This is a genomic window from Nocardia sp. NBC_01377 (assembly GCF_045040005.1).
GTDB lineage: Bacteria > Actinomycetota > Actinomycetes > Mycobacteriales > Mycobacteriaceae > Nocardia > Nocardia noduli.
In genome coordinates this window covers 8,756,536-8,782,446 of sequence record NZ_CP109566.1, presented here as the reverse complement: position 1 = coordinate 8,782,446, position 25,911 = coordinate 8,756,536, and the positions used below count along the sequence as shown (strand labels likewise).

At 68.7% G+C, this 25,911-nt stretch carries 21 protein-coding genes and 1 tRNA gene; 13 read left to right on the top strand and 9 right to left on the bottom strand.

Annotated features, from left to right (window positions below; all coding sequences use genetic code 11):
• The first annotated feature begins 43 nt into the window (after nucleotides 1–43).
• On the top strand, nucleotides 44–1,840 hold the full coding sequence (locus OG225_RS40080) for an acetyl/propionyl/methylcrotonyl-CoA carboxylase subunit alpha (protein WP_405179801.1): 1,797 nt from the start codon (nucleotides 44–46) through the stop codon (nucleotides 1,838–1,840).
• Nucleotides 1,841–1,957: 117 nt separating this feature from the next.
• A complete protein-coding gene (locus OG225_RS40075; RefSeq protein WP_405179800.1) occupies nucleotides 1,958–2,899 on the top strand; it encodes a patatin family protein in 942 nt (313 codons plus the stop codon).
• Between the two features lie 33 nt (nucleotides 2,900–2,932).
• Here OG225_RS40075 and OG225_RS40070 read toward each other — a convergent pair whose 3' ends face one another.
• A complete protein-coding gene (locus OG225_RS40070; protein ID WP_405179799.1) occupies nucleotides 2,933–4,882 on the bottom strand; it encodes a protein kinase domain-containing protein in 1,950 nt (649 codons plus the stop codon).
• A 262-nt stretch (nucleotides 4,883–5,144) separates the two neighbouring features.
• Between OG225_RS40070 and OG225_RS40065 the strand changes: the two genes are divergently transcribed.
• Nucleotides 5,145–5,483, top strand: a complete 339-nt coding sequence (locus tag OG225_RS40065) for a hypothetical protein (protein ID WP_405179798.1) — start codon at nucleotides 5,145–5,147, stop codon at nucleotides 5,481–5,483.
• Nucleotides 5,484–5,541: 58 nt separating this feature from the next.
• Here the strand turns inward: OG225_RS40065 and lat are convergent, their stop codons facing one another.
• Nucleotides 5,542–6,879 (bottom strand): L-lysine 6-transaminase, encoded by a 1,338-nt coding sequence (gene lat, locus OG225_RS40060; protein ID WP_405183515.1) that lies wholly within the window; start codon nucleotides 6,877–6,879, stop codon nucleotides 5,542–5,544.
• 76 nt (nucleotides 6,880–6,955) lie between these two features.
• Nucleotides 6,956–7,408 carry an Lrp/AsnC family transcriptional regulator gene (locus tag OG225_RS40055; RefSeq protein WP_109529255.1) on the bottom strand — a complete coding sequence of 151 codons (453 nt, stop codon included), beginning with the start codon at nucleotides 7,406–7,408 and terminating at the stop codon, nucleotides 6,956–6,958.
• Nucleotides 7,409–7,505: 97 nt separating this feature from the next.
• Here OG225_RS40055 and OG225_RS40050 point away from each other — a divergent pair, with 97 nt between their 5' ends.
• Both OG225_RS40050 and OG225_RS40045 read left to right on the top strand, forming a co-directional pair.
• A complete protein-coding gene (locus tag OG225_RS40050; protein ID WP_405179797.1) occupies nucleotides 7,506–9,035 on the top strand; it encodes an aldehyde dehydrogenase family protein in 1,530 nt (509 codons plus the stop codon).
• Between the two features lie 51 nt (nucleotides 9,036–9,086).
• Nucleotides 9,087–9,160 (top strand) — tRNA-Met (locus OG225_RS40045).
• 7 nt (nucleotides 9,161–9,167) lie between these two features.
• Here the strand turns inward: OG225_RS40045 and OG225_RS40040 are convergent.
• Nucleotides 9,168–9,401 carry a hypothetical protein gene (locus tag OG225_RS40040; protein WP_405179796.1) on the bottom strand — a complete coding sequence of 78 codons (234 nt, stop codon included), beginning with the start codon at nucleotides 9,399–9,401 and terminating at the stop codon, nucleotides 9,168–9,170.
• 68 nt (nucleotides 9,402–9,469) lie between these two features.
• On the opposite strand from OG225_RS40040, the gene OG225_RS40035 reads away from it, so the two are divergent.
• The 6 genes from OG225_RS40035 (at nucleotide 9,470) to OG225_RS40010 (ending at nucleotide 15,758) form a co-directional block, all read left to right on the top strand.
• Nucleotides 9,470–9,904, top strand: coding sequence for a VOC family protein (locus tag OG225_RS40035; protein WP_405179795.1), 435 nt, complete (start codon nucleotides 9,470–9,472; stop codon nucleotides 9,902–9,904).
• 467 nt (nucleotides 9,905–10,371) lie between these two features.
• A complete protein-coding gene (locus tag OG225_RS40030) occupies nucleotides 10,372–12,057 on the top strand; it encodes a nitrate- and nitrite sensing domain-containing protein (RefSeq protein ID WP_405179794.1) in 1,686 nt (561 codons plus the stop codon).
• Nucleotides 12,003–12,404, top strand: coding sequence for an ATP-binding protein (locus tag OG225_RS40025; protein WP_405183514.1), 402 nt, complete (start codon nucleotides 12,003–12,005; stop codon nucleotides 12,402–12,404). The genes OG225_RS40030 and OG225_RS40025 overlap by 55 nt, the downstream gene beginning before the upstream one ends.
• 141 nt (nucleotides 12,405–12,545) lie before the next feature.
• Nucleotides 12,546–14,981 carry a nitrate- and nitrite sensing domain-containing protein gene (locus tag OG225_RS40020; RefSeq protein WP_405179793.1) on the top strand — a complete coding sequence of 812 codons (2,436 nt, stop codon included), beginning with the start codon at nucleotides 12,546–12,548 and terminating at the stop codon, nucleotides 14,979–14,981.
• On the top strand, nucleotides 14,959–15,381 hold the full coding sequence (locus tag OG225_RS40015) for a roadblock/LC7 domain-containing protein (protein WP_216912900.1): 423 nt from the start codon (nucleotides 14,959–14,961) through the stop codon (nucleotides 15,379–15,381). Before OG225_RS40020 ends, OG225_RS40015 begins: the two co-directional genes overlap by 23 nt.
• On the top strand, nucleotides 15,378–15,758 hold the full coding sequence (locus OG225_RS40010; protein ID WP_405179792.1) for a DUF742 domain-containing protein: 381 nt from the start codon (nucleotides 15,378–15,380) through the stop codon (nucleotides 15,756–15,758). Before OG225_RS40015 ends, OG225_RS40010 begins: the two co-directional genes overlap by 4 nt.
• 42 nt (nucleotides 15,759–15,800) lie before the next feature.
• Here OG225_RS40010 and OG225_RS40005 read toward each other — a convergent pair whose 3' ends face one another.
• The 4 genes from OG225_RS40005 to OG225_RS39990 all read right to left on the bottom strand — a co-directional run bounded on the left by OG225_RS40005 (nucleotide 15,801) and on the right by OG225_RS39990 (nucleotide 22,672).
• Entirely contained in the window at nucleotides 15,801–17,360 is a 1,560-nt protein-coding gene (locus OG225_RS40005) for a GMC family oxidoreductase (RefSeq protein WP_405179791.1), read from the bottom strand.
• Between the two features lie 210 nt (nucleotides 17,361–17,570).
• The gene (locus tag OG225_RS40000; RefSeq protein ID WP_405179790.1) at nucleotides 17,571–18,794 is read right to left on the bottom strand and encodes a glycosyltransferase; all 1,224 of its coding nucleotides are present in this window, start codon (nucleotides 18,792–18,794) and stop codon (nucleotides 17,571–17,573) included.
• A gap of 4 nt (nucleotides 18,795–18,798) precedes the next feature.
• Nucleotides 18,799–20,382, bottom strand: coding sequence for a sensor histidine kinase (locus OG225_RS39995; RefSeq protein WP_405179789.1), 1,584 nt, complete (start codon nucleotides 20,380–20,382; stop codon nucleotides 18,799–18,801).
• A 91-nt stretch (nucleotides 20,383–20,473) separates the two neighbouring features.
• A complete protein-coding gene (locus tag OG225_RS39990) occupies nucleotides 20,474–22,672 on the bottom strand; it encodes a glycosyltransferase family 39 protein (protein WP_405179788.1) in 2,199 nt (732 codons plus the stop codon).
• 197 nt (nucleotides 22,673–22,869) lie between these two features.
• Here OG225_RS39990 and OG225_RS39985 point away from each other — a divergent pair, with 197 nt between their 5' ends.
• Both OG225_RS39985 and OG225_RS39980 read left to right on the top strand, forming a co-directional pair.
• Nucleotides 22,870–23,775 carry a hypothetical protein gene (locus OG225_RS39985; protein ID WP_405179787.1) on the top strand — a complete coding sequence of 302 codons (906 nt, stop codon included), beginning with the start codon at nucleotides 22,870–22,872 and terminating at the stop codon, nucleotides 23,773–23,775.
• The gene (locus OG225_RS39980; protein WP_405179786.1) at nucleotides 23,775–25,250 is read left to right on the top strand and encodes a nicotinate phosphoribosyltransferase; all 1,476 of its coding nucleotides are present in this window, start codon (nucleotides 23,775–23,777) and stop codon (nucleotides 25,248–25,250) included. The genes OG225_RS39985 and OG225_RS39980 overlap by 1 nt, the downstream gene beginning before the upstream one ends.
• Nucleotides 25,251–25,307: 57 nt before the next feature.
• Here the strand turns inward: OG225_RS39980 and OG225_RS39975 are convergent, their stop codons facing one another.
• On the bottom strand, nucleotides 25,308–25,853 hold the full coding sequence (locus OG225_RS39975; RefSeq protein WP_405179785.1) for a histidine phosphatase family protein: 546 nt from the start codon (nucleotides 25,851–25,853) through the stop codon (nucleotides 25,308–25,310).
• Between the last annotated feature and the right edge of the window lie 58 nt (nucleotides 25,854–25,911).

Genomic DNA, 25,911 nt, shown 5'->3' with positions numbered 1-25,911 from the left:
CACCCCCGCGAAGCGACCAGAAGATTGCAAACCAGGAGGCTCAGTGCCCAGCCATGCCAGCGCGCGGATCACGAAGGTACTCGTAGCTAACAGAGGCGAGATCGCCGTGCGCGTGATCCGGGCGGCCAAGGATGCCGGACTCGGCAGTGTCGCGGTCTACGCGGAACCGGACGCCGAAGCCCCCTTCGTCAAGCTCGCCGATGAGGCGTTCGCCTTGGGCGGTCAGACCTCGGCCGAGTCGTACCTCGTCTTCGACAAGATCCTCGACGCCGCCGCCAAATCCGGCGCGGACGCCATCCATCCCGGCTACGGATTCCTCTCCGAGAACGCCGATTTCGCCCAGGCCGTCATCGACGCCGGGCTGATCTGGATCGGCCCCTCCCCGCAGTCGATTCGCGACCTCGGCGACAAGGTCACCGCCCGTCATATCGCCGAGCGGGCCGAGGCCCCGATGGCGGCGGGCACCAAGGACCCGGTCAAGAACGCCGACGAGGTCGTCGCGTTCGCCGAAGAGTACGGCGTTCCGGTCGCGATCAAGGCCGCCTTCGGCGGTGGCGGGCGCGGCATGAAGGTCGCCCACACCATCGCGGAGATCCCCGAACTCTTCGAATCGGCCACCCGCGAGGCGGTCGCCGCCTTCGGCCGCGGCGAATGCTTCGTCGAGCAGTACCTGGACAAGGCCCGCCACGTCGAGGCCCAGGTCATCGCCGACCAGCACGGCAATGTCGTGGTCGCGGGCACCCGTGACTGCTCGCTGCAACGCCGGTTCCAGAAACTGGTCGAGGAGGCGCCCGCGCCGTTCCTCACCGACGATCAGCGCGCGCGCATCCACGCCTCGGCCAAGGCCATCTGCAAGGAGGCCGGTTACTACGGCGCCGGCACCGTGGAATACCTCGTGCAGGGCGACACCGTGTCATTCCTCGAGGTGAACACCCGCCTCCAGGTCGAGCACCCGGTCACCGAGGAGACCGCGGGCATCGACCTGGTGCGTCAGCAGTTCCGGATCGCCGAGGGTCACGAGCTGTCCATCACCGAGGACCCGACCCCGCGCGGACACTCGTTCGAATTCCGCATCAACGGCGAGGACGCGGGCCGCGGCTTCCTGCCCGCCCCCGGCCCGGTCTCGGTGTACCGCGAGCCCACCGGCCCCGGCGTGCGCGTCGATTCCGGTGTGGTGCAGGGCAGCGTCATCGGCGGACAGTTCGACTCGATGCTGGCCAAGCTGATCGTCACCGGCGAGAACCGCACCCAGGCGCTCGAGCGGGCCCGGCGCGCGCTCGCCGAGTTCGAGGTCGAGGGTCTGGCCACCGTCATCCCGTTCCACCGGGCGATCGTCGAGGATCCGGCGTTCATCGGTGACGGCGAGAAGTTCGACGTCTACACCAAGTGGATCGAAAACGAGTGGGTCAACTCGGTCGAGCCCTACACCCCGTCCGGCGTGACCGAAGACGAGGACGACGATCTGCCGCGGCAGAAGGTCGTGGTCGAGGTCAGCGGCCGTCGCGTCGAGGTCTCGCTGCCGGGCAGCTTCTCCGTCGGTGGCGGTGCGGGCAGCAACGGCACCGGTGTCATCCGTAAGAAGCCCAAGCCGCGTAAGCGCGGTGGCGCGGGCGGTGCCGCCGCCTCCGGCGACTCGGTCACCGCGCCGATGCAGGGCACCGTGGTCAAGGTCGCCGTCGAAGAGGGTCAGTCCGTCGAGGCGGGCGATCTCATCGTGGTGCTCGAGGCCATGAAGATGGAGAACCCGGTCAACGCGCACAAGGCGGGCGTGGTCACCGGACTGTCGGTGGAGGCGGGCGCCGCCATCACCCAGGGCACGGTGCTGGCCGAGATCAAGTAGGCCGTAGGTCACAGCGAAAGTGGGCGTGGACTTCCAAGTCCACGCCCGCTTTCGCGTTTCCCTGGTCCACGAGACGGGCGCTGCGCGGTGCTCGCGTCGCTGTCGTATCGTGAGCCGGTGAGCAGTTCGTCGATCGGGCCCACCGTGGCGGAGGTGATCCGCGCCCGCCGGGATACGGCGAGCCGGGCGGACGGACACCGCTTGGTGCTCGTCATCGAAGGTGGCGGCAGCCGGGGGGTGTACGCGGGCGGCATGGTGCAGGCGCTGGAGGAACTCGGGCTCTCCTCAGGGGTTTTCGACGCCGTGTACGGCACGTCGGCGGGGGCGTTGAACGGCGCGTGGTTCCTGTCCGGCCGGGTCGTGCCCGGGATGCGGACGTGGACCGATCCCGACATCATGCGCGGCACCGTGTATCCGGCCAGGATGTTGCGCGGGCGTCCCGCTTTCGATCTGCGCTGGCTGGTGCACCAGGTGTACGAGGGTATCGAGCCGATGGACTTCCCGGCGATCCTCGCCAACCCCACCACCTTCCACCCGGTCGCCACCGATATCCGCACCGGACTGGCGGTGGACCTGCATCCGCACATCGTGGACCAGGCCACCTTGCAAACCGCCTTGCGCGCCTCGGCCGGTCTGCCGATTCTGGCCGGACCGCCTGTCGCACTCGGCTCGTCGCTGTATTTCGACGGCGGTCTCGCCGAGTCGGTGCCGATCCGTCTCGCGGTCCGCGACGGCGCGACCCATTCGCTGATCCTGCGGACCCGACGCCTCGACGAACACCGACCGCCCGCCTCCCGCCTGCACCAGATCGTCGGCGGCGGCTACCTGCGACTGCGCGCTCCCGGCGCGTACCGGGCGTGGTTGGCCCGCACCGGTCAGCAGGGCGCCGAGGACCGCTTCACCGCGGCACTGACCACTGCCGCCCTCCAGATCCATCCCCCCGCCGGCTCTCCCGATATCGACAGCGCCTGCCGCGATACCGACCTGCTCACGACGGCCATCGAAATCGGTCGGCGCGCGACCCACGCCACCCTCCGCGCCATCGTCGCCGCCGCGTGAGTCGACAGGTCTACGGGCCTGCCGCGCGGACGGTCACCGGAGGAAGACCGAGACTCCGTCGGACAGGATGAAGTCGTGGAGTTCGAGGTGGTTCGGGGTCGCGTCCGAGGGGATGTCGAAGACCAATTGGGTGGTGCCGGACGCGCCGGGAGCCAGTTCGAACGAGTAGCCCTGGCCGTGTCCGAGGGTTTGCCATGCGGTAGCGGTGGTGTCGTGGTCGAGGGCACGGGACCGACTGTCGACCAGTTTCTGCCCGAACGGCAGGAACCATTTCGTCTCGTCGGAGATATTGCGCACCGCGAGGGTGACGATGAGGTAGGTGCCCTGCGGGGATCGCAGTCCGACGCGGTCGACGCCTGATTCGATGCCGGTCACCGCGAACTCGAATTTGCCGTCCCGGACCGCCGCGCCCGCCGGTGCGGGGCCGGAATCACCCGAACCCGATCCCGGAATCTCGTCGGCGACGGCGGGCGGACGCGCGCTGTCCGAGCCACCCGAACTCCCCCCGGCGATGAGCGCGAAACACCCAGCCGCGAAGGCGAAGGGGGCCAGGAAGATCACGACCAGCGCGCCGATCACCTTCCTCAGCACCCCACCGCGCCGCCGCTTCGGCACCCGGCGGGGCGGTGCCGGACGCCGTGGCGGGGCCACCGGTACCGGTCCCCGTGACGGCCACCGCACCGCACCCCACTGACTCTTGGCCGCAGGAGGTCGACGCGTGTACGGCCGCGGCACCGGCGGGGCGGGCCGGACCGGCGGGCGGAAATACGGATTCGGTTGGTACACCACAGGAACGGGCCGATAGCTCGCGGCGAGCGCGGCACCGGCGGGCGGATCGAGGCGGGTCTCCACCCTGGTCGGCGTCGGTCCCAGCGCGGGCATCACCTTCGTCGGCTCGGGCCCCGGTGTCTCGTTCACCGGATACCGCTGCGCCGGTGTGGGATCGGCGCGCACGGGCGGCTGCGGGCGTGGGTCCACCCGCGTCGGGGTCGGCGCCTCGGTGATGAGCTTGGTCGGCGGCGGGACCCGGCCGGGATCGTCCGCGGGGATTCCCGGCGGTGCTCCCGCCGACGTGGACCCGGGCGACGGGACGTCGCTCGGCGGTGGGTTCCTGTCCTCGCGCGCGGACGAGCGAGGGACACCCGCCACGCCGGATTCACCGTCCGGTCCGGGGGACCGGCCGATCGCGGCCCGTGCGGCGCGGGCGAATTCGCCCGCGCTGGGATGGCGGTCCGCCGGTTCCTTCGACATCGCGCGGGCGATGACGGCGTCGAGTGCCGGTGTGATCGTCGGGTCGACGGTCGACGCGCGGGGTGGGGCGATCATGAGGTGCGCGTGCATCTGCTGGGCCGGGTCGGCGTCGCCGTAGGGGCGCTGCCCGGTCAGGCATTCGTAGAGCACGCAGGCCAGCGAGTAGACGTCGGTGCGGGCGTCGGCCCTGCCGTTGAAGCGTTCGGGAGCCATGTACGCGCAGGTGCCGATGGCGAATCCGGCCGCGGTGACGCCCGTCTGCCCCGCCCGCTGGGCGATGCCGAAGTCGATCAGATAGGTGAATCCGTCCGGTCGCACGAGAATGTTGGACGGTTTCACGTCCCGGTGGACGAGTCCGGCCCGGTGCGCGGTATCCAGCGCCGCGGCCACCTGGGCCAGGATGTCGACGGCGTCGGGCGCGGTCATCGGTCCGCCCGCGGCCAGCCTGGCCTCCAGATCGGTGCCCTCGATGTATTCCATATCGATGAACAGCCGACCGTCGACCTCGCCGTGCCGATGGATCGACACCAGGTGCGGATCACGCAGAGCCGCCGCGAGTTCGGCTTCCCGCTCGAAGCGGATGCGGTAGCTCGCGTCGGCGGCGAGTTCCGGCGGCAGCAGTTTCAGCGCGACCCGTCGCCCTTCCGGATCGAGCGCGAGCCAGATCTGGCCCATTCCGCCCTTGCCGAGCAGCCGTTGCAGCCGGTAGCGACCGAACCGAGCGTCGCCCATCGCGAACCTCCCAGTCACCGTTGACGTGCGCCGCTGGAGCCGATCCGGCTCGCGAATGTCCGAGCGCGCCAACGAAAGACCAGTTCACGGCATTGCCGCCGCACTCCCCGGCCCCACTTGGAGCCTAGCCCCGCCCGGGCCCGGCGAACAGCGCGAACCGTGTGACCTGCCCGACGTCGCCTCGGTCGCGCTGTCGGGGGCCGCGCTAGCCTTGCCTCGTGGACGAGAAACCGCGGGTGCGTATCGGCGCCGGGAGAGGCTGATGGAACCCATCGAGATCAACGCGGGCAGCTGGTACCTGCGGGCGATGCGCGCCGACGACCGGATCGACGACCGCCCGGCCCTCGCGACGGGCGGCGTCACCGATCCGGATTACATCGCCACGCGAACGGCCCAGTGGGACAACGAGACCCACTACTCCTGGGCGGTGTGCGAGCCGACGACGGCCGAGATGGTCGCCGAGGTCGGCGCCACCCCGGCGGCGGACGGGTCGGCGCGGATCACCGGATGGGCGCGCGCAGGGTACGAACCGGCGCTGGAGGACGGCCTGACCACGGTGCGGCGTTTCGTCGAAGGCGCGCTCGGCCTTCGACCGGTCTGAGCACCGGGATCCACGGCATCGTCCACCAGCGCACCCTCCGCGAGCGGTCGCGACGGCCTCAGTCGACCGTCGCGAGCACCCGTTCGATGGCGTCGACGGCGGCGTCCAGTTCCTCGACGGTGACGGTGAGCGGCGGCCGGAAGCGAATACCGCGCTCCCCCGTTCCGAGGATCATGATGTGCTCGCGTTCCCGGAGCGCGGTCAGCAGTTCGTCGCGCAGCCGGGCCGACGGCAGGGTGATCGCGCACATCAGTCCGCGGCCCCTGGGCTCGGTGACGCGTGGATGCGCCGCGGCCAACTTCTCCAGCCGTTCCAGCAGGTGCGCGCCGAGCGGCGCGACGCCGTCGACGAGGTGATCACGTTCCATCACCTCGAGGATGCGGCGGGTGCGGACCATATCGGTGAGGTTGCCGCCCCAGGTCGAGTTGAGCCGGGAGCTGACCGCGAACACGTTGTCGGGCACCTCGTCGACGCGTCCGCCCGCCATCACACCGCAGACCTGGGTCTTCTTGCCGAAGGCGACCACGTCGGGTTCGAGCCCCAGCTGCTGGTAGGCCCAGGTGGTTCCGGTCATGCCGACCCCGGTCTGCACCTCGTCGACGATGAACAGGGCATCGTTGTCGTGGCACAACCGCTGCGCGGCCAGCAGGAATTCCGGGCGCATGTGCCGGTCCCCGCCTTCGCCCTGGATCGGTTCGGCGATGAAACACGCTATGTCGTGCGGGTTTTCGGCGAAGGCGCGGCCGAGCTGCGCGAGCGCGGTCGCCTCGGCTGCCTCGATATCGCGGTCGTCGGCCAGATACGGGGTCTCGATGCGGGGCCAGTCGAATTTCGGGAAGCGCGCGGTTTTGACGGGATCGGTATTGGTCAGCGACATGGTGTAGCCGGAGCGGCCATGGAAGGCGCCGGTCAGGTGGGCCACCTTGGTGCCGAGTTCGGCCGGTCGGCCGTTGGCTTCGTTATGTCTGCTCTTCCAGTCGAACGCGATTTTGAGCGCGTTCTCCACGGCGAGCGAGCCGCCGTCGATGAAGAACAGATGCGGTAGCCGCGGATCGCCGAGAACACGCGCGAACGTGTCGACGAAGCGGGCCATCTCGACGGTGTAGACGTCGGAGTTGCTCGGCTTGTTCAGCGCCGCCGTGGTGAGGGCTTCGCGGAATTCGCCGTCCTCGGCCAGTGCCGGATGGTTCATGCCCAACGCGTTGGACGCGAAGAAGCCGAACATGTCCAGGTAGGTACTGCCGTCTCGTTCGTCGACGAGCAGGCAGCCCCTGGACTTCCGTAGGTCGAGCACCAGGTCGAATCCGTCGGCGAGGATATGGGCCGACAGGATCTCGTGTACGCGTGTCGCGGGGGTGACCGGGGTCGTGTCACCGCCCGTCCGGGTGCGCTCCATTTCGATGGTCACACCGGTAGGGTACGAGAATATTTACGCTTTCTCTACAGGAAGGCGGATAAATTAGCGTCAACGGCTACTTATCGTAGAATGTCTGCAGAATGATGGTACTTCGAGTCCTGACATTGGCGGTCGCCCTGATCTCCTGGAGCAACTGCTCGAGGTGCCGGGGCGAGGCCACCCGCACCAGCAACACGTAACTTTCGTCACCCGCTACCGAGTGGCACGCCTCGATTCCGGGGACGTGCTGAAGCACCGCGGGGGCGTCGTCGGGTTGCGACGGATCGAGAGGAGTGATCGCGACGAATGCGGACAGCAGTTGCCCGAGAGCCTCTGGATCGACGTGCGCGGTATAGCCGCGAATCACTCCGCGAGCCTCCAGCCTGCGCACCCTCGATTGCACGGCCGACACCGATAAGCTCGCCTTTTCGGCCAGGTTCGACAGGGTGGCTCGACCATCGGCCATCAGTTCACGAATCAAGAGGCGATCTATGTCATCGAGTACGGGTCTTGCCGGTGTATCCGCCATCACGGAAGGCTAACCCAGCGAACGCTACTCGTGGCGGAAACGTCGACTCGTTCACATCCGGCAACATGGCAGCACCAAAGGCGCAGCGGAGCAAGCGATGACACAGACACTCAGCGATCAGCTCACCCCCGAACTCGCCGAACGGACGCGCGTGCTACTGCGCGGGTTCGGCGCCGAGATCCCGGCTCCCGGCGACCTCACGGTTCGCACGCCCATCACCGGCGGGCAACTGCTGACGATCCGGGCCGACACCGAGGAACAGGCCCACGCCGCGATCACCCGCGCCGCGACGGCGTTCGACGCCTGGCGCACGGTACCCGCGCCCAGCCGCGCCGCCGTGGTGCGCAGGCTGGCCGAACTACTGACCGCGCACAAGACCGAACTCGGCGAGCTGGTCACGCTGGAGGCGGGCAAGATCGGCGCGGAGGCGGTCGGCGAGGTCCAGGAGATGATCGACATCTGCGAATTCGCCATCGGTCTGTCGCGTCAGCTCTACGGCCGGACCATGCCGTCGGAGCGGCCGGGGCATCGACTCATGGAGACCTGGCACCCGCTGGGTGTGGTTGGCGTGATCTCGGCCTTCAACTTCCCCGTCGCGGTGTGGGCGTGGAATACGGCCCTGGCGCTGGTGTGCGGTGACACGGTGGTGTGGAAACCGTCGGAGACGACACCGCTGACGGCGCTGGCCTGCCACACCCTGTTGCGTCGCGCGGCCGTCGACGTCGGCATCGATCCCGAAGTGCACCAGCTGATCCAGGGCGATTCCCGGATCGGCGCACGGCTGGTCGACGACGAGCGCGTCGCCCTGGTCAGTGCCACCGGCTCGGTGCGCATGGGCCGGATCGTCGCGCCACGCGTCGCGCAACGCTTCGGCCGATGCCTGCTCGAACTCGGTGGCAACAACGCGGCGATCGTCACGCCCTCCGCCGACCTCGAATTGGCGGCCCGCGCGATCGTTTTCGCGGCTGCGGGCACCGCGGGCCAGCGATGCACCACGTTGCGGAGACTGATCGTGCACGCCGACGTCGCCGGACCGTTGACGGCGCTGATCGAGCGCGCGTATCGGCAACTGCGCGTCGGCAACCCGCTCGACGACGGCGTGCTTGTCGGACCGCTGATCGACCGGGCGGCCCACGACAACATGCGGATCGCGTTGGAACGCGCACTCGGCGACGAAGGCGAATTGGTATGCGGCGGTGAGCGCGTCGAGGTCTTCGGCGACAACGGGCATTACGTGCGCCCGGCCCTCGTGCGCATGCCCGCCCAGACCGCGGTGGTGCGCGAGGAGACCTTCGCCCCGATCCTCTACGTACTCACCTATAACGAACTCGAGCACGCCATCGCCCTGCACAACGCGGTGCCGCAAGGACTTTCGTCCTCGATCTTCACCACCGACCAGCGCGAGGCCGAAAGGTTCCTGGCCGCCGACGGTTCGGACTGCGGCATCGCCAACGTCAATATCGGCACCTCCGGCGCGGAGATCGGCGGCGCGTTCGGCGGCGAGAAGCAGACCGGCGGCGGACGCGAATCCGGTTCGGACTCGTGGAAGGCCTATATGCGCCGCGCTACCAACACAGTCAACTACTCCGCCGAACTACCTCTCGCGCAGGGCATAAAGTTCGCCTGACCTGCCGATTAGGTGCTCCACTACCCCGCGTGTAGGGTTGGTCTTACCCAACGCGGGGTGGAGCAGCTCGGTAGCTCGCTGGGCTCATAACCCAGAGGTCGCAGGTTCAAATCCTGTCCCCGCTACAAAAGTTCAGGTCGGAGAGATTTTCTCTCCGACCTGAACCATTTCTCCATGATTCGACGTTTGTTTCAGCCGCGTCGCGCCGCCGCTCGATGGCATCAACGCCGACGAAACGATCTCGGCCTCTGATGCCGGTCCTCGGTTGCCGATCCCGATCGCCGCCTCGAAAATCGCCGCCTCGAAACCCGAACGGCGCTGCCGCGAGAGCGACGGATACCTTTGCGGGACCGCGGGATCGGTCAATCCGGTAGGGCGTTGCGAGTTCGTCGGCGATCACGGCTCGGAACAGCACGCGTGCATATGGTCGAGGGATGGCATCGGTCAAGCAGGTCCAAGTCACCTTCGACTGCGCGGAGCCCGAACGCGTCGCTCGATTCCGGTGTGAGGTGTTGGGGTATGTCGTGCCGCCGCCACCGAAAGGGTTTGCCACCTGGGACGATTTCCAAGGGTCGCTCCCGCCCGAACGTCGGGGTTCAGGGTTCGCGTGCGTCGATCCCTCGGGTGTGGGGCCGCGACTGCACTTCCAGCGGGTCCCCGAAGGGAAGGTCGTCAAGAATCGGGTGCATCTCGATGTGCGGGTCGGTACCGGGCTCGTGGGTGAAGAACGTCTCGCCGCGCTGGAAGGTGAGTGCGCACGGCTGATCGCGCTGGGCGCGCAACGAGTGCGGCTTCTGCGGGCGGATGGATACAACGAGTCGTGCCTGGTGATGCGGGATATCGAGGGTAACGAGTTCTGTCTCGACTGAGGTGCGCGAAAGAGTTCTTCTCCGTCACCGCCAGGCCCCGTCAGGCGGACAGCTGACGCTGTTCGCCCACGGACGAGTAGTTGACATGAATCTCTGCTTGATTCCGCGACGGTCCTCGATGTGGGTCGGCAGCGCGGACACCGATTCCTTCGTTCGCGGCCCACCGTCTATCGGCTGCTCCGAATACGAACATCCGTGAGCGCGGGCGAGGCGAGGACATCGACCAACGCATCGTTGCGGCCGAGCCAATTGAATCACTATTCTCAAGGATCGAGAACAGCGTTGCGCTCCCACGCCTCGGATGAGAGGTTCGCTCTCTCGACGTCTCGACGTGTCGAATTCTATTGGTGAACTGATACTTCTGTGGATAGAGTGACTTCCCACACAGCCGGTCGCACAGCCGGCTACCAGCTCGACGTTCACAGCTATGTGGACGGGCATTCCTCAGAGGCGGGGATCGAACATCGGTGTCAGGTATCAACTCCGTTCGTGGTGACACAGCGACGGGTTCCGAGGGCGGGCGTTCGCGCGGCACCGTCGGTGTACGGACCCGGCTGCTCGCGATCGTCCTCATTCCGAGTCTGGCCCTGCTCGGCATCGGCACCGGTGCGACCGTCTACCTGATCAAGGACGGACGCAAAGCGGGGCAATGGGCCGAACTCGCTAGCGCGACAACCGATCCGGCGCGTCAGATGGTCGAGGCGTTCCAGGTCGAACGCGGTGCGTCGATGCTGCACCTGGCCGGGAGCCGGCTCGCCACCGGCACACTCACGGTCGCGAGGAAGAACTCCGATACCGCCTTGGCGGCGGTGCAGGCACAGGGGGACGCGGCCTCGGCACTGCGGCCGGACCTGTCGACCGATATCGACGGCTACAACCAGCTCTACAGTCAGCTTCCCGCGCTGCGCTCGGGAGTCGACGCGCGCGCCGTGCCCGCCGATCAGGTGTTCACCGCCTATTCGACGGTCATCGACACCATCGTCGCCGCGACGCTGCTCGCCGCCGAGGTCGCCCCGGACGCCGGGGCCGCGACAGGCTTGTACCAGGCCATGCTCCTGCTGCGCGCGAGCGAATCGATCTCACGCGCGGCCGCCGTGGGCGCGGTCGCGCGAGTCACCGACCGGCTCACCGGCGCGCAACTCGCGGATCTGACGCGCTACGTGGGTGATTCACGCGCCCAGTTGGCCACGGCGGCTTCCGCTGTCTCCGGTCCCCGCGCGGAACAGTTCGAGGCCATCACCGAGGGAACGGATCGTCACCGGATCGTCGCGATGGAAGACGCGATGCTACGAGGGGGCGTCGTGGATTCCGAGGAGATGCCCGACGACGAATCCGCAGTCGGATGGCAGGCGGCCGCCACTTCGGTGAGCGCGGCGCTGGCCCGGTTGTGGGTCGATCTGTGCCGCGACAGCCAGGCCGACGCGACGACTGCCGGTGAGAACCGCGCGGAAAGATCGGCCTACGGCGGTGCGGCGATTCTCGCCATTACCGTGCTGGTCTTCCTCGCCGCGTTGTTCCTGGCCAACCGCCTGATCGGCCGGATGCGCCGACTGCGTCAGGAGACCCTCGCACTCGCCGAGGAGCGGTTGCCCGAAACCATTCGCTGGCTCAACGACGGTCGCGATATCGGCAGGGAGGCCGTCATCACGCCGCTGGATTTCGGCGACGACGAGATCGGCCATGTCGCCGACGCGTTCAATCGCGCGCACAGCGCGGCCGTCGCGGCGGTTGTCGCCGAATCCAAGACGCGCGCGGGTGTCAAGGCCGTCTTCCTCGATATCGCTCGTCGCAGCCAGGTCATGGTGCACCGCCAACTCACGCTGCTCGACCGCGCCGAGAACGACGAGGAAGATCCGGGCAAACTCGGCACCCTGTTCCAGCTCGACCATCTCGCCACCCGCGCCCGCCGCAACGCCGAGAATCTCATCATCCTCGGCGGCGAGCAGCCGGGCCGTCGCTGGCGCACCCCGGTCCCCCTCATCGACGTGGTGCGCGGCGCGGTCGCGGAGAGTCTGGACTACCCCCGGATCCATACCGGGCGGGTACCCGATATCCGCATCATCGGCGGCGCGGTCGCCGACCTCATCCACTCCACCTCATCGCCGAACTCACCGACAACGCGACCGCCTTTTCACCGGCCGAGACGAGGGTGAGCGTGTCGGGGCAATCGGCGGGTAAGGGCGTCGTCCTCGAGATCACCGACCAGGGGCTCGGCATGTCGGACGCCGAATTCGACGAGCGCAACGCGATGCTGGCCGACCCGCCGAGTTTCGGACTGGCCGCGCTGTCGAGCGACGCGCATCTCGGTCTGTTCGTCATCGCCATGCTGGCCACCCGTCACGGCATCTCGGTGCGGCTGGGCAAATCCGACTACGGCGGCGTGCGAGCGATCGTCCTCATCCCGACGACCCTGGTCGCCGACGGTGACGAGAGTCCCGAACGCACCGAAACACCCCGACGAACGCTCTCCCGAGGGCCTCTGGACGTGCGAGGAAGTTAAACCTGACTCTTCCATTTTGTTGCGCAACCGTGACTTCAATCGTTAGGGTGGCTCGGGATACAACCGGTGCCACACCGGTTTCCGGTCCCCGTCGACCGGTCGCAAGAGGGCGGGAACGCCCAGAGGTAGGCTCGATTACCGGTGTTTGACAGCAAGTTCCTCGATACCTTGACCACGGCTATCAAGCGCGGAAAGCTACACGGTCCTATCGGAGTCCGCGCCCGGCTGCTCGCGATCGCACTGATACCGAGTATCGCTCTGCTCGGCATCGGTGTGGGGGCTTCGGTCTACCTGGTGAACAACGGCAAGGACGCCGAGAACTGGGCGGAACTGGCCAGCGCGACCGCCGAGCCGTCGGTCCTGATGATCGAGGCCTTCCAATTGGAGCGCGGCGCCTCGATCTTGTTCCTGGCAGGCGACCCCGCGGTCGGCGAGAATATCGCGGCGACGAGGAAGAATTCCGACAACGCGCTCGCCGCGCTGCAACTCGTGGGCGAGAACGCGGTACTACTTCGTCCCGACCTGAAATCCGAACTCGCGGGTTACACCGAGCTGTACGAACAACTTCCGATCCTGCGCGCCGGAATCGACGCGCGTGCGCTGCCCTCCCAGCAGGTCTTCCTCGCGTTCAGTACCGTCATCGACACGATCGTGCAGGGTTCGCTGCTCGCGGCCGAGGTCGCGCCGGACGCCAAGATCGCGGTCGACCTGTACAAGGCGATCCACCCGCTGCGTGCGGCAGAGGCCGTCTCGCGAGCGGGTTCGATCGGTTCGCAGGGCCTGCTCACCAATCAGTTCTCCGCCGAACAGCTCACCGAATTCATTCGCTACGTCGGAGACGCGCGCGGTGAGATGGCTTTCGCCGCAGGCACATTGACCGGTGATCGCAAAGCGCAACTCAAGGCCATCCTCGACGGACAGAGTTGGCAACAGCTCACCGCGATGGAGGATGCCGTCGTCCGCCGCGGCGTGGTCACACCGGAGAGCGACCCCCCTGCCAGCAGGAACTCGGCAAGCGGCTCGACGTCCAATTCGTCGAACAATTCGTCGAACAACTCCACCGGCGGCTCGTCGGCCAACGCGGCGCAGGCGAACGCGCTGCCGCTCGGTTTCGCCGAGTGGGGAACCGTTGCCGCGCATGTGCGTTCGGATCTGCTCAAACTCTGGGAAGCCCAGAGCCGGGAAGCGCACCGCAACGCCATGGCCTCCGGCGAGGAGACCGCGTCCAACTCCCTCTACGGCGGTATCGCGGTCGGCTTCGTCACGCTGCTGGCCTTCGTCGCCGCGCTGTTCCTGGCCAATCGACTCATCCGCCGGATGCGCAGGCTGCGCCGCGAGACCTTGGAACTGGCCGACCAGCGCCTGCCCGAGGCCATCAAGAGACTCAGTTCGGGCCGCGAACTCGATGAGGACGCCGATCTGGCTCCCCTCGACTTCGGCAAGGACGAGATCGGCCAGGTCGCCGACGCGTTCAACCGCGCTCACGCCGCCGCCGTCGTCGCCGCCGTCGCCGAGGCCAAGACCAGGGAGGGCGTGAACGCGGTCTTCCTCAATATCGCCCATCGCAGCCAGGTCATGGTGCACCGCCAGCTCGCACTGCTGGACCGAGCCGAGCGCGAGGAAGAGAACGCGAGCAAACTCGACGTCCTGTTCCAGCTCGACCACCTGGCGACCCGCTCGCGACGCAACGCCGAGAACCTGATCATCCTCGGCGGCGAGAAACCCGGTCGGCGCTGGCGCAATCCGGTGCCACTGATCGACGTCGTCCGCAGCGCCGTGGCCGAGAGTCTGGACTACACCCGGATCAATACCGGAAAGCTGCCGGATCTGCGGATCACCGGCGGCGCGGTGGCCGACCTCATCCACCTGCTCGCCGAACTCACCGATAACGCCACCGCCTTCTCACCGCCGCAGTCGCGGGTCGCGATCTCCGGTAATCAGGTCGGCAGAGGTGTCGCGCTGGAGATCGCCGACCAGGGTCTCGGGATGTCGACGGCCGAACTGGCCGAACGCAACGCCCTGCTGACCGAGCCGCCGGACTTCAGCGTCGCCGCGTTGTCGACCGATGCCAGGCTCGGCCTGTTCGTGGTCGCGAAACTGTCACAGCGCCACGGGATCTCGGTGCGGCTGGCCGAATCCGACTACGGTGGCATCAAGGCGATCGTCCTGGTGCCGACCGCACTGATCGCCACCGGCTCCGATGACGAACCCGTCGAACGCAGGCCAGCGATCGCGGCCCCGCCACCGCAGCCGACCTTCGCGCCCGCGGCGGTCTCGACGGTCACCGCGGGTATGGCCAATACAGAACGGACGATAGCGATGCCGCCGAGCGGCGGGGAGAAACCAGCACTTCCTCGGCGCAGGCGCGCCGCCGAGGAGGCCGCAGCCGAGTCGGCGGCCAAGACGACCAGGTCCGTGACGATGCCACGACCGCGTTCGGCCGACGAAGCGCGCAATCTGATGTCGGCGATCGAGAGTGGTACCCGCCAGGGCCGACTCAATCGTGTCGAAATCGACAATTCAGCAAAGCAGTCCGATCGACAAGAAGGTGCCGGTGACAACCTCCAAGCCCCGTAGCCTCGACTGGTTGCTCGACGATCTCATCGAGCGACTGCCCGATGTCCGTTTCGCCATCGTGTTGTCCACCGATGGTCTGTTGCTCGGCCAGTGCGGGTCGATGGATCAGCCCGACGCGGAGCGTTTCGGTGCGATGGCCTCGACTCTGCACGGTGTGGCACGTAGCGCGGGCGCGCATTTCGACGTCGGTGGTGTGTGCCAGACGGTGGTCGAACTCGACGAGGCGGTGCTGTTCATCACCGCGGCGGGCGAGAACGCCTGCCTGGCCCTGTTGACCGTGGAGACGGCCAATATGGGCATGGTGGCCTACGAGATGAACCAGACCGTGCAACGCGTCGGCGCCCATCTCTCGGTCGATCCGCGTCCGACCCTGGACGAGGCCGGCTCGAGACAACCATGAGTGATGACGAGCGTGAGTCCTGGTACGACGAGGATGCGGGCCCCCTTGTGCGCCTGTACGCCGTCACACACGGGCGGTCCGATAACGCACGGCCCGAACTGGACATGCTCACGCTCGTGGTGAACGCGAGCACGGGCGTGCGATCACGGCGCCCCGATCCCGAATACGCGGAAATCCTGCGGCTCAGCCGCACGGCGCTCTCGGTCGCGGAGGTCGCCGCGCACCTGAACCTGCCGTTGAACTCGACAAAGATCCTGGTCGGTGACCTGATCGACGACGGGCAGCTCAAGTACCGCTCCCCCGATCCCAAACCGGACGCGGTATCGCGCAACCCCGAACTGTTGCGCGCTGTGCTCCGGGGTATCCAGGCGATCTGAGCCGATCCGGCGCCGCCGTCGCGGTGACGCCGGATCTCGGGCTCATTTCATGCGGGCGAGAAGACGTTTCGCGTTCATGTACGCGATCGCCTCGATCGACACCATCGGGTTGACACCGCTCGCGGTCGGGAAACAGGACGCGTCCGCGATGACGATATCGGGCACCTCCCAGGTGACGCCGTCGGGATCGACCGCGCAGTCCTCGCGGGAGCCGCCCATGCGGGCCGAGCCCATGATGTGCAGCGCGCCCATCCCGCACTGTGCCGGACCGTAGCCCGCGGCCTCGGCCGACGCCGCGAATTCCGCGTGCGGACCACGAACTCCCGGTTCGTATTCCGCTCCGAGCTGATGTCCGGAGAAGATCCGCTTCGCGCCCGCGGCCTCCAGAATCCGTGCGGCCCCGACGATTCCGGTGTGCATATGGGCGGCGTCGCGTTTCGACAGCGTGTATTTCACGATCGCCTCCCCGCTGCCGTCGACGGTGACGGTGCCGTGGTCGCGATCGCGGGTGATGACGCCGACCGCGGCGGTACGGGCCAGATCCAGCATGGCCGACCGATGCTGCTGTGCTCCACGCCAATTCATGAATCCGACCAGCATTCCCGGATGCAGCGGCCCGGTCTCGTAGATGACGCCGTAGCCGTCGCTCAGATCGCTGTGCTTCCGCGAGATCCTGGTCTGGAGTCCGCCTTCCCAGGGAGGCACCTCGTCGTCGAATGTGCCGAACACCGCGGACGCCGGGTGCAGACGCAGGTACTTGCCGATGTTCTTGTTGCGCAGTCCCGAGCGGCGCAGCAACGCGGGGGTCTGGATCGCGCCCGCGGCGACGACCACCGCGCGGGCGCGCACCCGGATCTCGGCCCCGTCGGCGGTCACCGCCCGCACCCCCTCGGCACGTCCGTTGCCGACCTCGACCGCGCGGACGTCGACGCCGACGACCAGTCGGGCCCCGTGCTCGGCCGCGTCGGCGAGCCAGGTCTTGGTCGCCGACTGTTTCGCGCCGAGCCTGCATCCGTAACCGCGATGCCCGCACTCGATTCCGGCGTCGCAGGCGTCGGTGACATTGCGCGGGAGTTCGGCGATATCCCAGCCGAGCGCGGCCACTCCGCGCGCGAGGACGTCGTCGCGTGCCGACAGCGGTGACCTGTCGTAGGTGACGCCGAGGCGGCGTTCCACCGCGTCGAGGGCATCGCCGAATTCCTCGTCGGCGAACTGGGTCGCGCCGAGTCCCGCCCATTCGGCGCGCACGTCGTCGGGGGTGCGCAGCGAAGTGCTCCAGTTGACGACGGTGCCGCCGCCGAGGCATCCGCCGGCGACGAGGGTCAGTTGGCCCTCGGCCGTCGCGGTCGGTCCCGGTGCGTACAGATTCAGCAGGCCGTCGAGTTCGCCGGTGCCGAAATCGGCGTCGTCGTAGTAGCCGCCGCGTTCCAGGACGACGACGAGTCCGCCTTCGGCCAGAACCGCCGCCGCCGCGCCACCGCCCGCGCCGGAACCGATGACGACGACATCGCAGTCGTAGGTGGTCGCCTCGGACGGACGCAGCGGGGTGAGCGCGGGCTTCGGCGCGGACGCCAGCGCGCCCGGCGGCGCGGGGTAGCCCATCTCCTTCCACAGCGGATTGGTCCCGGCGTCGTGTAATAGGACAGCAGCGCGGCCGTATCTGTCGCGTCGGGCACCGGGCTTCCCTCGGGGGCCCGGCGCTCTCGTCGGCCGGGGTCGTACTCGGACATACAAGAATGCTCGTTCACATAATACGTGTGCTGGAACACTACCCCGGCTCCGTGACACCGTAAAGCGACGCGGCGTCCACACTCAGCGGCGGGCGATCGATCCGTCGCGGAACACCCAGCGCAATCCGACGAAGCGCAGCAGCGTCGCGACCAGATTGGCCGAGGCCAGCGCGAGTAATTGCCACTGGACCGGCACACCGGGCGCCCAGCGATGCAGCGCGAACAGCGCGCCGCTGGTGACGAGGAGCCCGAAGCCGAAGATCAGCAGTCCCTGGAAATGATGGGCGAGCGCGCGGGCCGACCCGCGCACGCCGAAGGTGAAAGCCCGGTTGGCCGCGGTGTTGCCGATCGCCGTGATCAGCAACGCCGCGAAATTCGCGAACTGCGGACCCACAACCGGCTGCCACAGCAGATACAGCGCCGTATAGGCCACCGTCGATACCGCGCCGACGATCGCGAACCGCACCACCTGCCCGACCATGCCGCGCGGCACGCCGTCGACGAGCGGTTCGCGCCCGATCGCGCGACGCAACTCGTTCAGCGGCAGCGCGCCGGTCGTCATGGCGCGCGCGAGCCGCCAGATGCCCCGCAGATCCTTGCGCGCGGTATCGATGATGTCGACCCGGCTGTCCGGGTCGTCGATCCAGTCGACGGGCACCTCGTGCACCCGCAACCCGGCGTGCTCGGACAGAACCAGCAGTTCGGTATCGAAGAACCATTCGCCGTCCTGCACCAGGGGCAGCAGCTGCCGGGCGATATCGGCGCGAATGGCCTTGAATCCGCACTGCGCGTCCGAGAACCGGGCCCGCAGTGCGGCTTTGAGGATCAGGTTGTATCCGCGCGAGATGAATTCGCGCTTCGGGCCGCGCACCACCCGCGCCCTCGGGCTCAGGCGGGTGCCGACGGCGAGATCGGAATGCCCCGAGATCAGCGGCGCGACCAGCGGAAGCAGGCCGTTGAGATCGGTCGAGAGGTCGACGTCCATATACGCGAGGACCTCGGCGTCGGAGTCGAGCCACGCGGTGCGCAGCGCGCGGCCGCGACCTTTCGCCGTCAGGTGCAGGACGCGGACGCCGGGGTATTCGGCCGCGAGCGCGTGCGCGATATCGAGGGTGGCGTCGGTACTCGCGTTGTCGGCGATGGTGATTCGCGCCGGAAAGGGGAAACCCTCGGCCAGATGCGCGGAGAGCCTGCGCACACAGCCCGCGAGATCCTGCTCCTCGTTGTAGACCGGGATCACGATATCCAGGACCGGCGGCGCGGTCGCGGTGCCGATCGTCCGAGGATCGGTCGCGGTATCGCTCATGTCGTCAGCTTCGCCGACCGACCTCCCCGAATCCTGCGGGTCGGCTGGGAATTTCCTGTGGATGGGAACGCGGGACGCGCGGCAACGACACCGAGAAGGTCGCGCCCGCGCCGGGCGCGCTGTCGACGGTCACCCGTCCACCGTGCGCGGTGACCAGCGCCTGCACGATCGACAGGCCGAGACCGGTGCCGCCGCTGGCCCTGGTCCGCGAGCTGTCGGTCCGGTAGAAACGTTCGAAAACCCGTGCTGCGGAATCCGGTTCGAGTCCGGGGCCGGTATCGATCACGTCGACGCGCACTTCGTCACGCGAGGGTTGCAGGCGTACCGTCACCGGCGTTCCCGCCGGGGTGTGGGTGAGCGCGTTGCCGACCAGATTCGTCAGCACCTGACGCAGCCGCCCCTCGTCGCCGTCGACCACCATCGTGCCCTCGCCCGCGCCGATCTCCAGCCCGATCCGCCGCCGCGCGCCGGGGACGGCGTGCTGATCGGCGTCGATCGCCTCGGCGTTGTGCACCGCGTCGCCCGCCACCGCGCGCAGGTCGACCGGCGCGCGTTCGACCGGACGGTCGGCGTCGAGCCGGGCCAGCGTGAGCAGATCCTCGACCAGCAGCCCCATCCGTCGCGCCTCACCCTCGATGCGGCGCAGGACGAGTTCCGGATCCTTGCTCGCCCCTTGGCGATACAGCTCGGCGAAACCGCGGATGGTCGTCAGCGGTGTCCGCAATTCGTGGCTGGCGTCGGCGACGAATCGGCGCATCCTCGCCTCCGAACGTCGCGCGTCCTCCTCCGAGGCCTCGGTGGCCGCGACGCCGTGCTGGATCCGGGTGAGCATCACATTGAGGGACCGCGCCAGCCGGTCCACCTCGGTGTCGACCCCGCGCACCGGAACTCGCCGGTGCAGGTCGCCGCCCGCGATGGCGGCCGCGGTCTGTTCGACCGTGAGCAACGGCCGCAGGCTGCGCCGGACGGCGAGGTAGCCGACCACGCCGAGCGCGAGCAGAGCCAGCGCGCCGGTGCCGAGTTCGAAGTAGATGAGACGCGACACCGTCTCCTGGTTGTCGGTCAGCGGCAGTCCGATGGTGGTCGACCCGTACTGGTTCGACACAGTCAGCACCCGCCAGTGCGCGCTCGAATCGCCGATCGAGCCGACGGTGACCGGGCCCGGCCTCGGCCCCGCGCTCAGATCGGGCAGCTCGCCGGTGCCGCCCGCGAGCTGGTTGTAGATCTGCCCGTCGACGCCCTTGCGCAGTTCGAAGAACCGTCGTGGCTGGTCACCGGCGGATTCGGAACGCGGAGACGGTCCGGGCATATCCGCCGGAATCCACTGCGTCCGCCCGTCCTCGGAGACGACCTGCCGCATCGCCCTCGGCATCGCCCAGGTGCGCGCCGAATCGGAGAGCTGGTCGTCGACGCGCTGGGTGAGCGACCGGCTCAGTGCCGAGGTGACGGCGAATCCGGTGGCCACCAGCGCCAGCGCGGACAGTGAGACGAGCACGACGACCAGCCCCACCCGCAGTGGCACCGCCGACAAGCACCTGCGCAGCCACGAGCGCGGGCTCGGCTCGGGCACGGTGGATCCCCTGGTCATACTCCCAGGCTGACAAGGTCGGCGGCGCTGAACCTGCGAGCGCGCTGGGAGTTCGCTGTGAACGTCGGGACCGGCTCGCGGTGTGGCCGGATCACGAGGCGGGAGCGGTCAGGTCGTAGACCGTCGCGTCACCGATCGTCCGTGGCGCGTAGTGCGCGCTCACCCATTCCTCGATCTGCTGTCCGGTCGATTTCTCCCGGTCCCCGCCGGGGCGCGGCGGACGCGGACCCGAACGCCGCGACGTCACGAAGTAGCCGATATCGCCCGCCGCGACGTGCGCGCGGAACTCCTCCAGCGTCGGGGCGTCGTCGCGACCGCTGAAACCGCCGATCGCCATCACCGACGCGCCACTGCGCAATTCGAGTCCGGAGGCGCCGAAGGAACCGACTGTCGCCGCGGACCAGCGCCGGTCGCAGGCGCGCACCATCGCCTCGAGTTCGGTGTTGGGGCCGATGCCGGGCGGGCCGTCGGGGCCCGGGCCGGGAGGTCCACCGGTGTCGGTTCCTGGACCCGGGTTCGCCTCTCGTGACATACGCTGCCCGGCGGGCGGCGCGTCGGCGGTGGGCTCACCGGCCCGCTCCTGTCCGGCTGCGGGGCTGCCACCGGGCGGCCCTCCACCGGACGGCGCGCCACCACTCGCTCCCTGTGCTGGCCTTCCACCAGACGGCGGGCCGCCCATTGCGTCTCCTCTCGCGCCCGGGCCCGGGCTGCCATCGGGTGGCGGCCCACCGGCCAACGCATCGCCCCTCGGCCCCGAGGCCGGAATACCGCCGCTGTGCGGATGGGTGGTGGTGACCACCGCGTAGGTGGCGGTGCCCGCGAATCCGGCGATCAGGCCGACCGTGGCGACGATCGCGGGCAGCACACGAGCCCGCCGGGTTCTCGGTAGCAGACCCACGGCGGCGACGATCGCGCCGATCACGATCGACCAGCGCAGCCACGGCAGCCATTCCGGCGTGCGGTCGAGCAGGACGAAGGCCCAGACACCCGTGACGACGACCATCGCGGCGAGGATCATCCGCGCCGAAGCGGCGGCCCTGAGCTCCCACAGCCGCGTCACCGAGACGGCGGCGAGCGCGGCGACACCCGGCGCGAGGGCGACCGTGTAGTACGGGTGGATGACCCCGCTCATATAGCTGAAGACCAGTCCGGTGCCGAGTACCCAACCGCCCCACAGGATCAGGGCGGCGCGCGCACGGTCGGTGCGCGGGGCGCGGCGGGTCGACCACAATCCGGCGACGAGGCCGATCAGGGCCGCGGGCAGCAGCCAGGACACCTCGGTGGCCATCAGATCCCGTAGGAGCCGGGTGATCCCGGTGTCGCCGCCGAACGCGCCGCCCATCCGCGCACCCGCCGCGGGGGCGGACTGTCCGCCCGGATTACCGTGTCCGCCGAGCAGTCTGCCGAGGCCGTTGTAGCCGAGCGTCAGCTCCCACAGGCTGTTGTTGGTCGAGCCGCCGATGTAGGGACGGTCGCGGGCGGGCCACAATTCGACGAGCAGGACGTACCAGCCGCCCGTCACGATCAGCGCGGCCAGCGCGGTCACGAGTTTGCCTACCCGCGAACAGAATCCGCCCGCCGCCGCGACGAGGAACACCAGTCCGAACGCGGGCAGGACGAGGAACGCCTGCAACATCTTGGTCAGGAATCCGACCCCGACGCCCACTCCCGCGAGGACCAGCCAGCCGGTACTGCCGGACCACCAGCGCGTGCCGTCCGCCTCGACCGCGCGCACCGTGCAGTAGGCGGCGGCGATGAGGGCGAAGGTGAGCAGGGCATCGGGATTGTCGTAGCGAAACATCAAGGCCGCGACCGGGGTCGCCGCGAGGGCGGCACCCGCGATGAGCCCGGCGCCGGGTCCGGCCCACCGCCGGACGGCGGCGCAGAGCAGCGCGACCGAGCCGACGCCGAGGAGTGCCTGCGGGACCAGCACCGAGAACTCACCGAAGCCGAAGAGTCGCCCGGACAAACCCATCAGCCACAGCGCGGCGGGCGGTTTGTCGACGGTGATCGCGTTACCCGCGTCGTGCGAACCGAACAGCAGCGCGCGCCAACTCCGCGCGCCCGCCTGCGCCGCCGCGGCGTAGTACTCGTTGCCCCAGCCGGACACGGTCAGGTTCCACAGATACAGCAGCGCGGTCGCGCCGAGCAGCGCGAACACACCGGGCCGCGCCCACCTCGGCTGGGTGACCGGTCCGAAGAGCAGCCGGTCGGTCCACGTGCGCGGTCGCGTGTCCGTCCGTCGCGCGGGTCGTGGTCGTGCCGCCGGGGCGCTCGCGGTCGCCGTCATCGTCTGCCCTTCCGCATGGTCGATCCACCGTTGTCCGTTCGCACCGAGCCCGTCATCCCCCGCCTTTCGCGTCACCGACCCGTCGAACCTATGCGCGGCGCCTCTCGGCAGGCTCCGAAGTTCCTGCGAACCAGCTGTGAGTGAGCATCCGAAATTCGTTTTGGTCTATTTGACTAAAACTATGCTACGGTGGTCACATGATCGAGACGATGGTCAGGACCCCCGAGGGCGCGCGGCCCGACGACCTGGAGTTCCTGCGCTTCCCCGGCGGTGAGTGGTTCCTGCGGACCGGTCCGTCGTTCGACCCCGAGGCCGAGCGTTTCGCGGTCGTCCGTGGCGGATTCCCCGACGACCTGCTCGCCCTCGGCATGTGGGCCGACGTGGTCCGGCGGCACGGGAAACCCGCGCGGGTACTGATGCCCTACATCCCGGCGGCACGCACCGACCACGACGTACCGTGCGGCGCCGCCGTCTACGCCGCGGTGATCGGCGCGTTCGCCGACGAGGTGATCTACGCCGATATCCATTCGCCACTGGCGAAATCGACACTGCGCGGGCCGACGCTGACCGAGATTCCGCTCGGGCGGCTCGCCTCCTCGGCACTACCGCGCGACTACGACCTGGTCGTCGCCCCCGACGCGGGCGCGGGCGAGCGGGCCGCGATCGTCGCGGAGGCACTCGGGGTGGAGGCATTCGGGGTGGAGGCATTCGGGGTGGAGGCATTCGGGGCGGAGGCATTCGGGGCGATCCCCGTCGCACACGGACGCAAACGTCGCGATCCGGCGACCGGGCGACTCGACGGTTTCGAGTTGTCCACACCTGTGACGGGCCTGCGGGTACTCGTGGTCGACGACATCTGCGACGGCGGCGGCACCTTCGCCGGGCTCGCCGCGGCCGGTTCGTTCGACACCGCCGAACGGGTGGACCTGTGGGTCACCCACGGCGTCTTCTCCGGCGGCGAACGCCTCGCGGCCAATCTCGCGCCCTATTCCAGCGTCTACTCCACCGACTCACATCCCGGTGCTCGCGCGACCGCGCTGGCCCCGGACCGCCTGCACCTGATCGACCTGGTCGATCACGTTCTCTCCGAAGGAATCCTGTGATGTTCCGCCGTGCCACCGATCCCCTGTTCCTGACCGACGCCTACAAACTCGACCACCGTCGCCAGTACCCCGACGGCACCACCCGCGTGTATTCGAACCTGACCCACCGCGCGTCCCGGATCCACGGTGTCGAACACGTCGTGCATTTCGGATTGCAGGCTTTCCTGCGCGATGTGCTCGAGGATTCCTTCGCGCGGTTCTTCGCCGCCGACGTCGACCTGGTCTGCGCCGAATACGAGCGTCGCGCGCGGTCGATCCTCGGGCCGAACCTGATCGGCAGCGAGCACATTCGCGCGCTGCACGCCCTGGGTTACCTGCCGCTGAGCATCCGCTCGGTACCGGAGGGCACCCCCGTTCCGCTGCGCGTGCCGGTGCTGACCATCGAGAACACCCGCCCGGATTTCTTCTGGCTGACCAACTACCTGGAAACCGCGCTGTCGGCGGCCATCTGGCAACCGTCGACCTCGGCGACCAGCGCGTGGCGGCTGCGCGCGCTGCTGGAGGCGCGAGCCGAGGCGACCGGCGCCGATCCCGAGGCGGTCGGTTTCCAGGGGCACGACTTCTCGTTCCGCGGTATGCCGGGCATCGAGGCCGCCGCGGCCTCGGGAGCAGCGCATCTGCTGTCGTTCAGCGGCTCGGATTCGCTGGTGTCGGCGGACTGGATCGACTACTTCTACCCCGACGATTCCGGAGAGCGGATCCTCGGCTCGGTCGCCGCCACCGAACATTCGGTCATGTGCGCGGGCACCCGCGAATCCGAGGACGACACCTACCGCAGGCTGCTCGATCTCTACCCGAGCGGGGTCGTCTCGGTCGTCAGCGACACCTTCGACCTGTGGCGGGTGCTCACCGAAACCCTGCCCGCGCTGCGCGACCGGATCCTGGCCAGGGACGGGACACTGGTGATCCGGCCCGACTCGGGCGATCCGGAGACCATCCTGTGCGGCACCGGCGCCGACGACACGCCTGCCGGACGCGGGGTGGTCGCCCTGCTGTGGGAGACCTTCGGCGGCACCGTGAACGCGGCGGGCTACCGCGTCCTCGACCCGCGTATCGGGGTGATCTACGGCGATTCGATCACCTACGACCGCGCCGACGCCATCACCGCGCGGCTGAAGGCGATGGGATTCGTCTCGACCACGGTCGTTTTCGGGGTCGGCTCCTACACCTACCAGTACGTCACCCGTGACACCTTCTCCTCGGCGATGAAGGCCACCTACGTCGAGGTCGATGGGATCGGGCGCGACATATTCAAGGCGCCGGTCACCGACTCGGGCACCAAACGCTCGGCGCGCGGGCGTCTCGCGGTGCTGCCCGGCGCGGACGGCGAACTCGTCGTCCACGAGCAGGCCACCCCCGAGCAGGAGGCGGCGAGCGCGCTGGTCGAGGTGTGGCGTGACGGAACCTTCGTCCGCAGAACGGGTTTCGCCGAGATCCGGGCGCGGTTGCGCGAGGAGAGCAAGCGCTTCCGGTGATCGTGACCTCGGATGCCCCGGCCCGATCGCGGGGCATCCGACGGTCACGAACGCGGCTCAGCCCGCGAAATGCAGACTCCACTCGCCGCGGAAGTGCAGCCTGGTGACGCTGCCCGGCGGGATATCCACGCGCCAGAACGATTTCGGCGGTGCGTCCAGGGTCACCAGCAGCGCGGCACGCACCACCGCCGGATGGGTGACGGCGACGGTCGAGGCGCCGTGCGAGGCGATCTCGGCCATCCAGTACCTGATCCGGGCGATGACATCGGTGACCGATTCGCCGCCGTGACCACGGAACCCCGGATCGGTGAGCCACGCGTACAGCTCGGCCTGGGGCACGGAATTCAGGTCGTCACCGCGCCAGACGCCCGCGTCCAGATCGCGCAGCCGCTCGTCGGCCGCACCGGACAGGCCCATCGCCGTCGCCGTCTCGGTGGCCCTGCGTTCCGGAGCGGTGAGCACCCTGGCCCCGGCGGGCCTGCCCCAGGCCGTGATGGCACGGCGGCCCGCCTCGGTCAACGACTCGTCGGCGGGGAAACGTGCCTTGCGCGTCGCCTCGGTCATGCCGTGGCTGACCAGGTCGAGTCTGAGCACCTTCTGCACGGGTGGAAGCGTACGGCGACGGCGCGCGCCCGGGTCGCCGATTGCCGCTCGCCGGTGC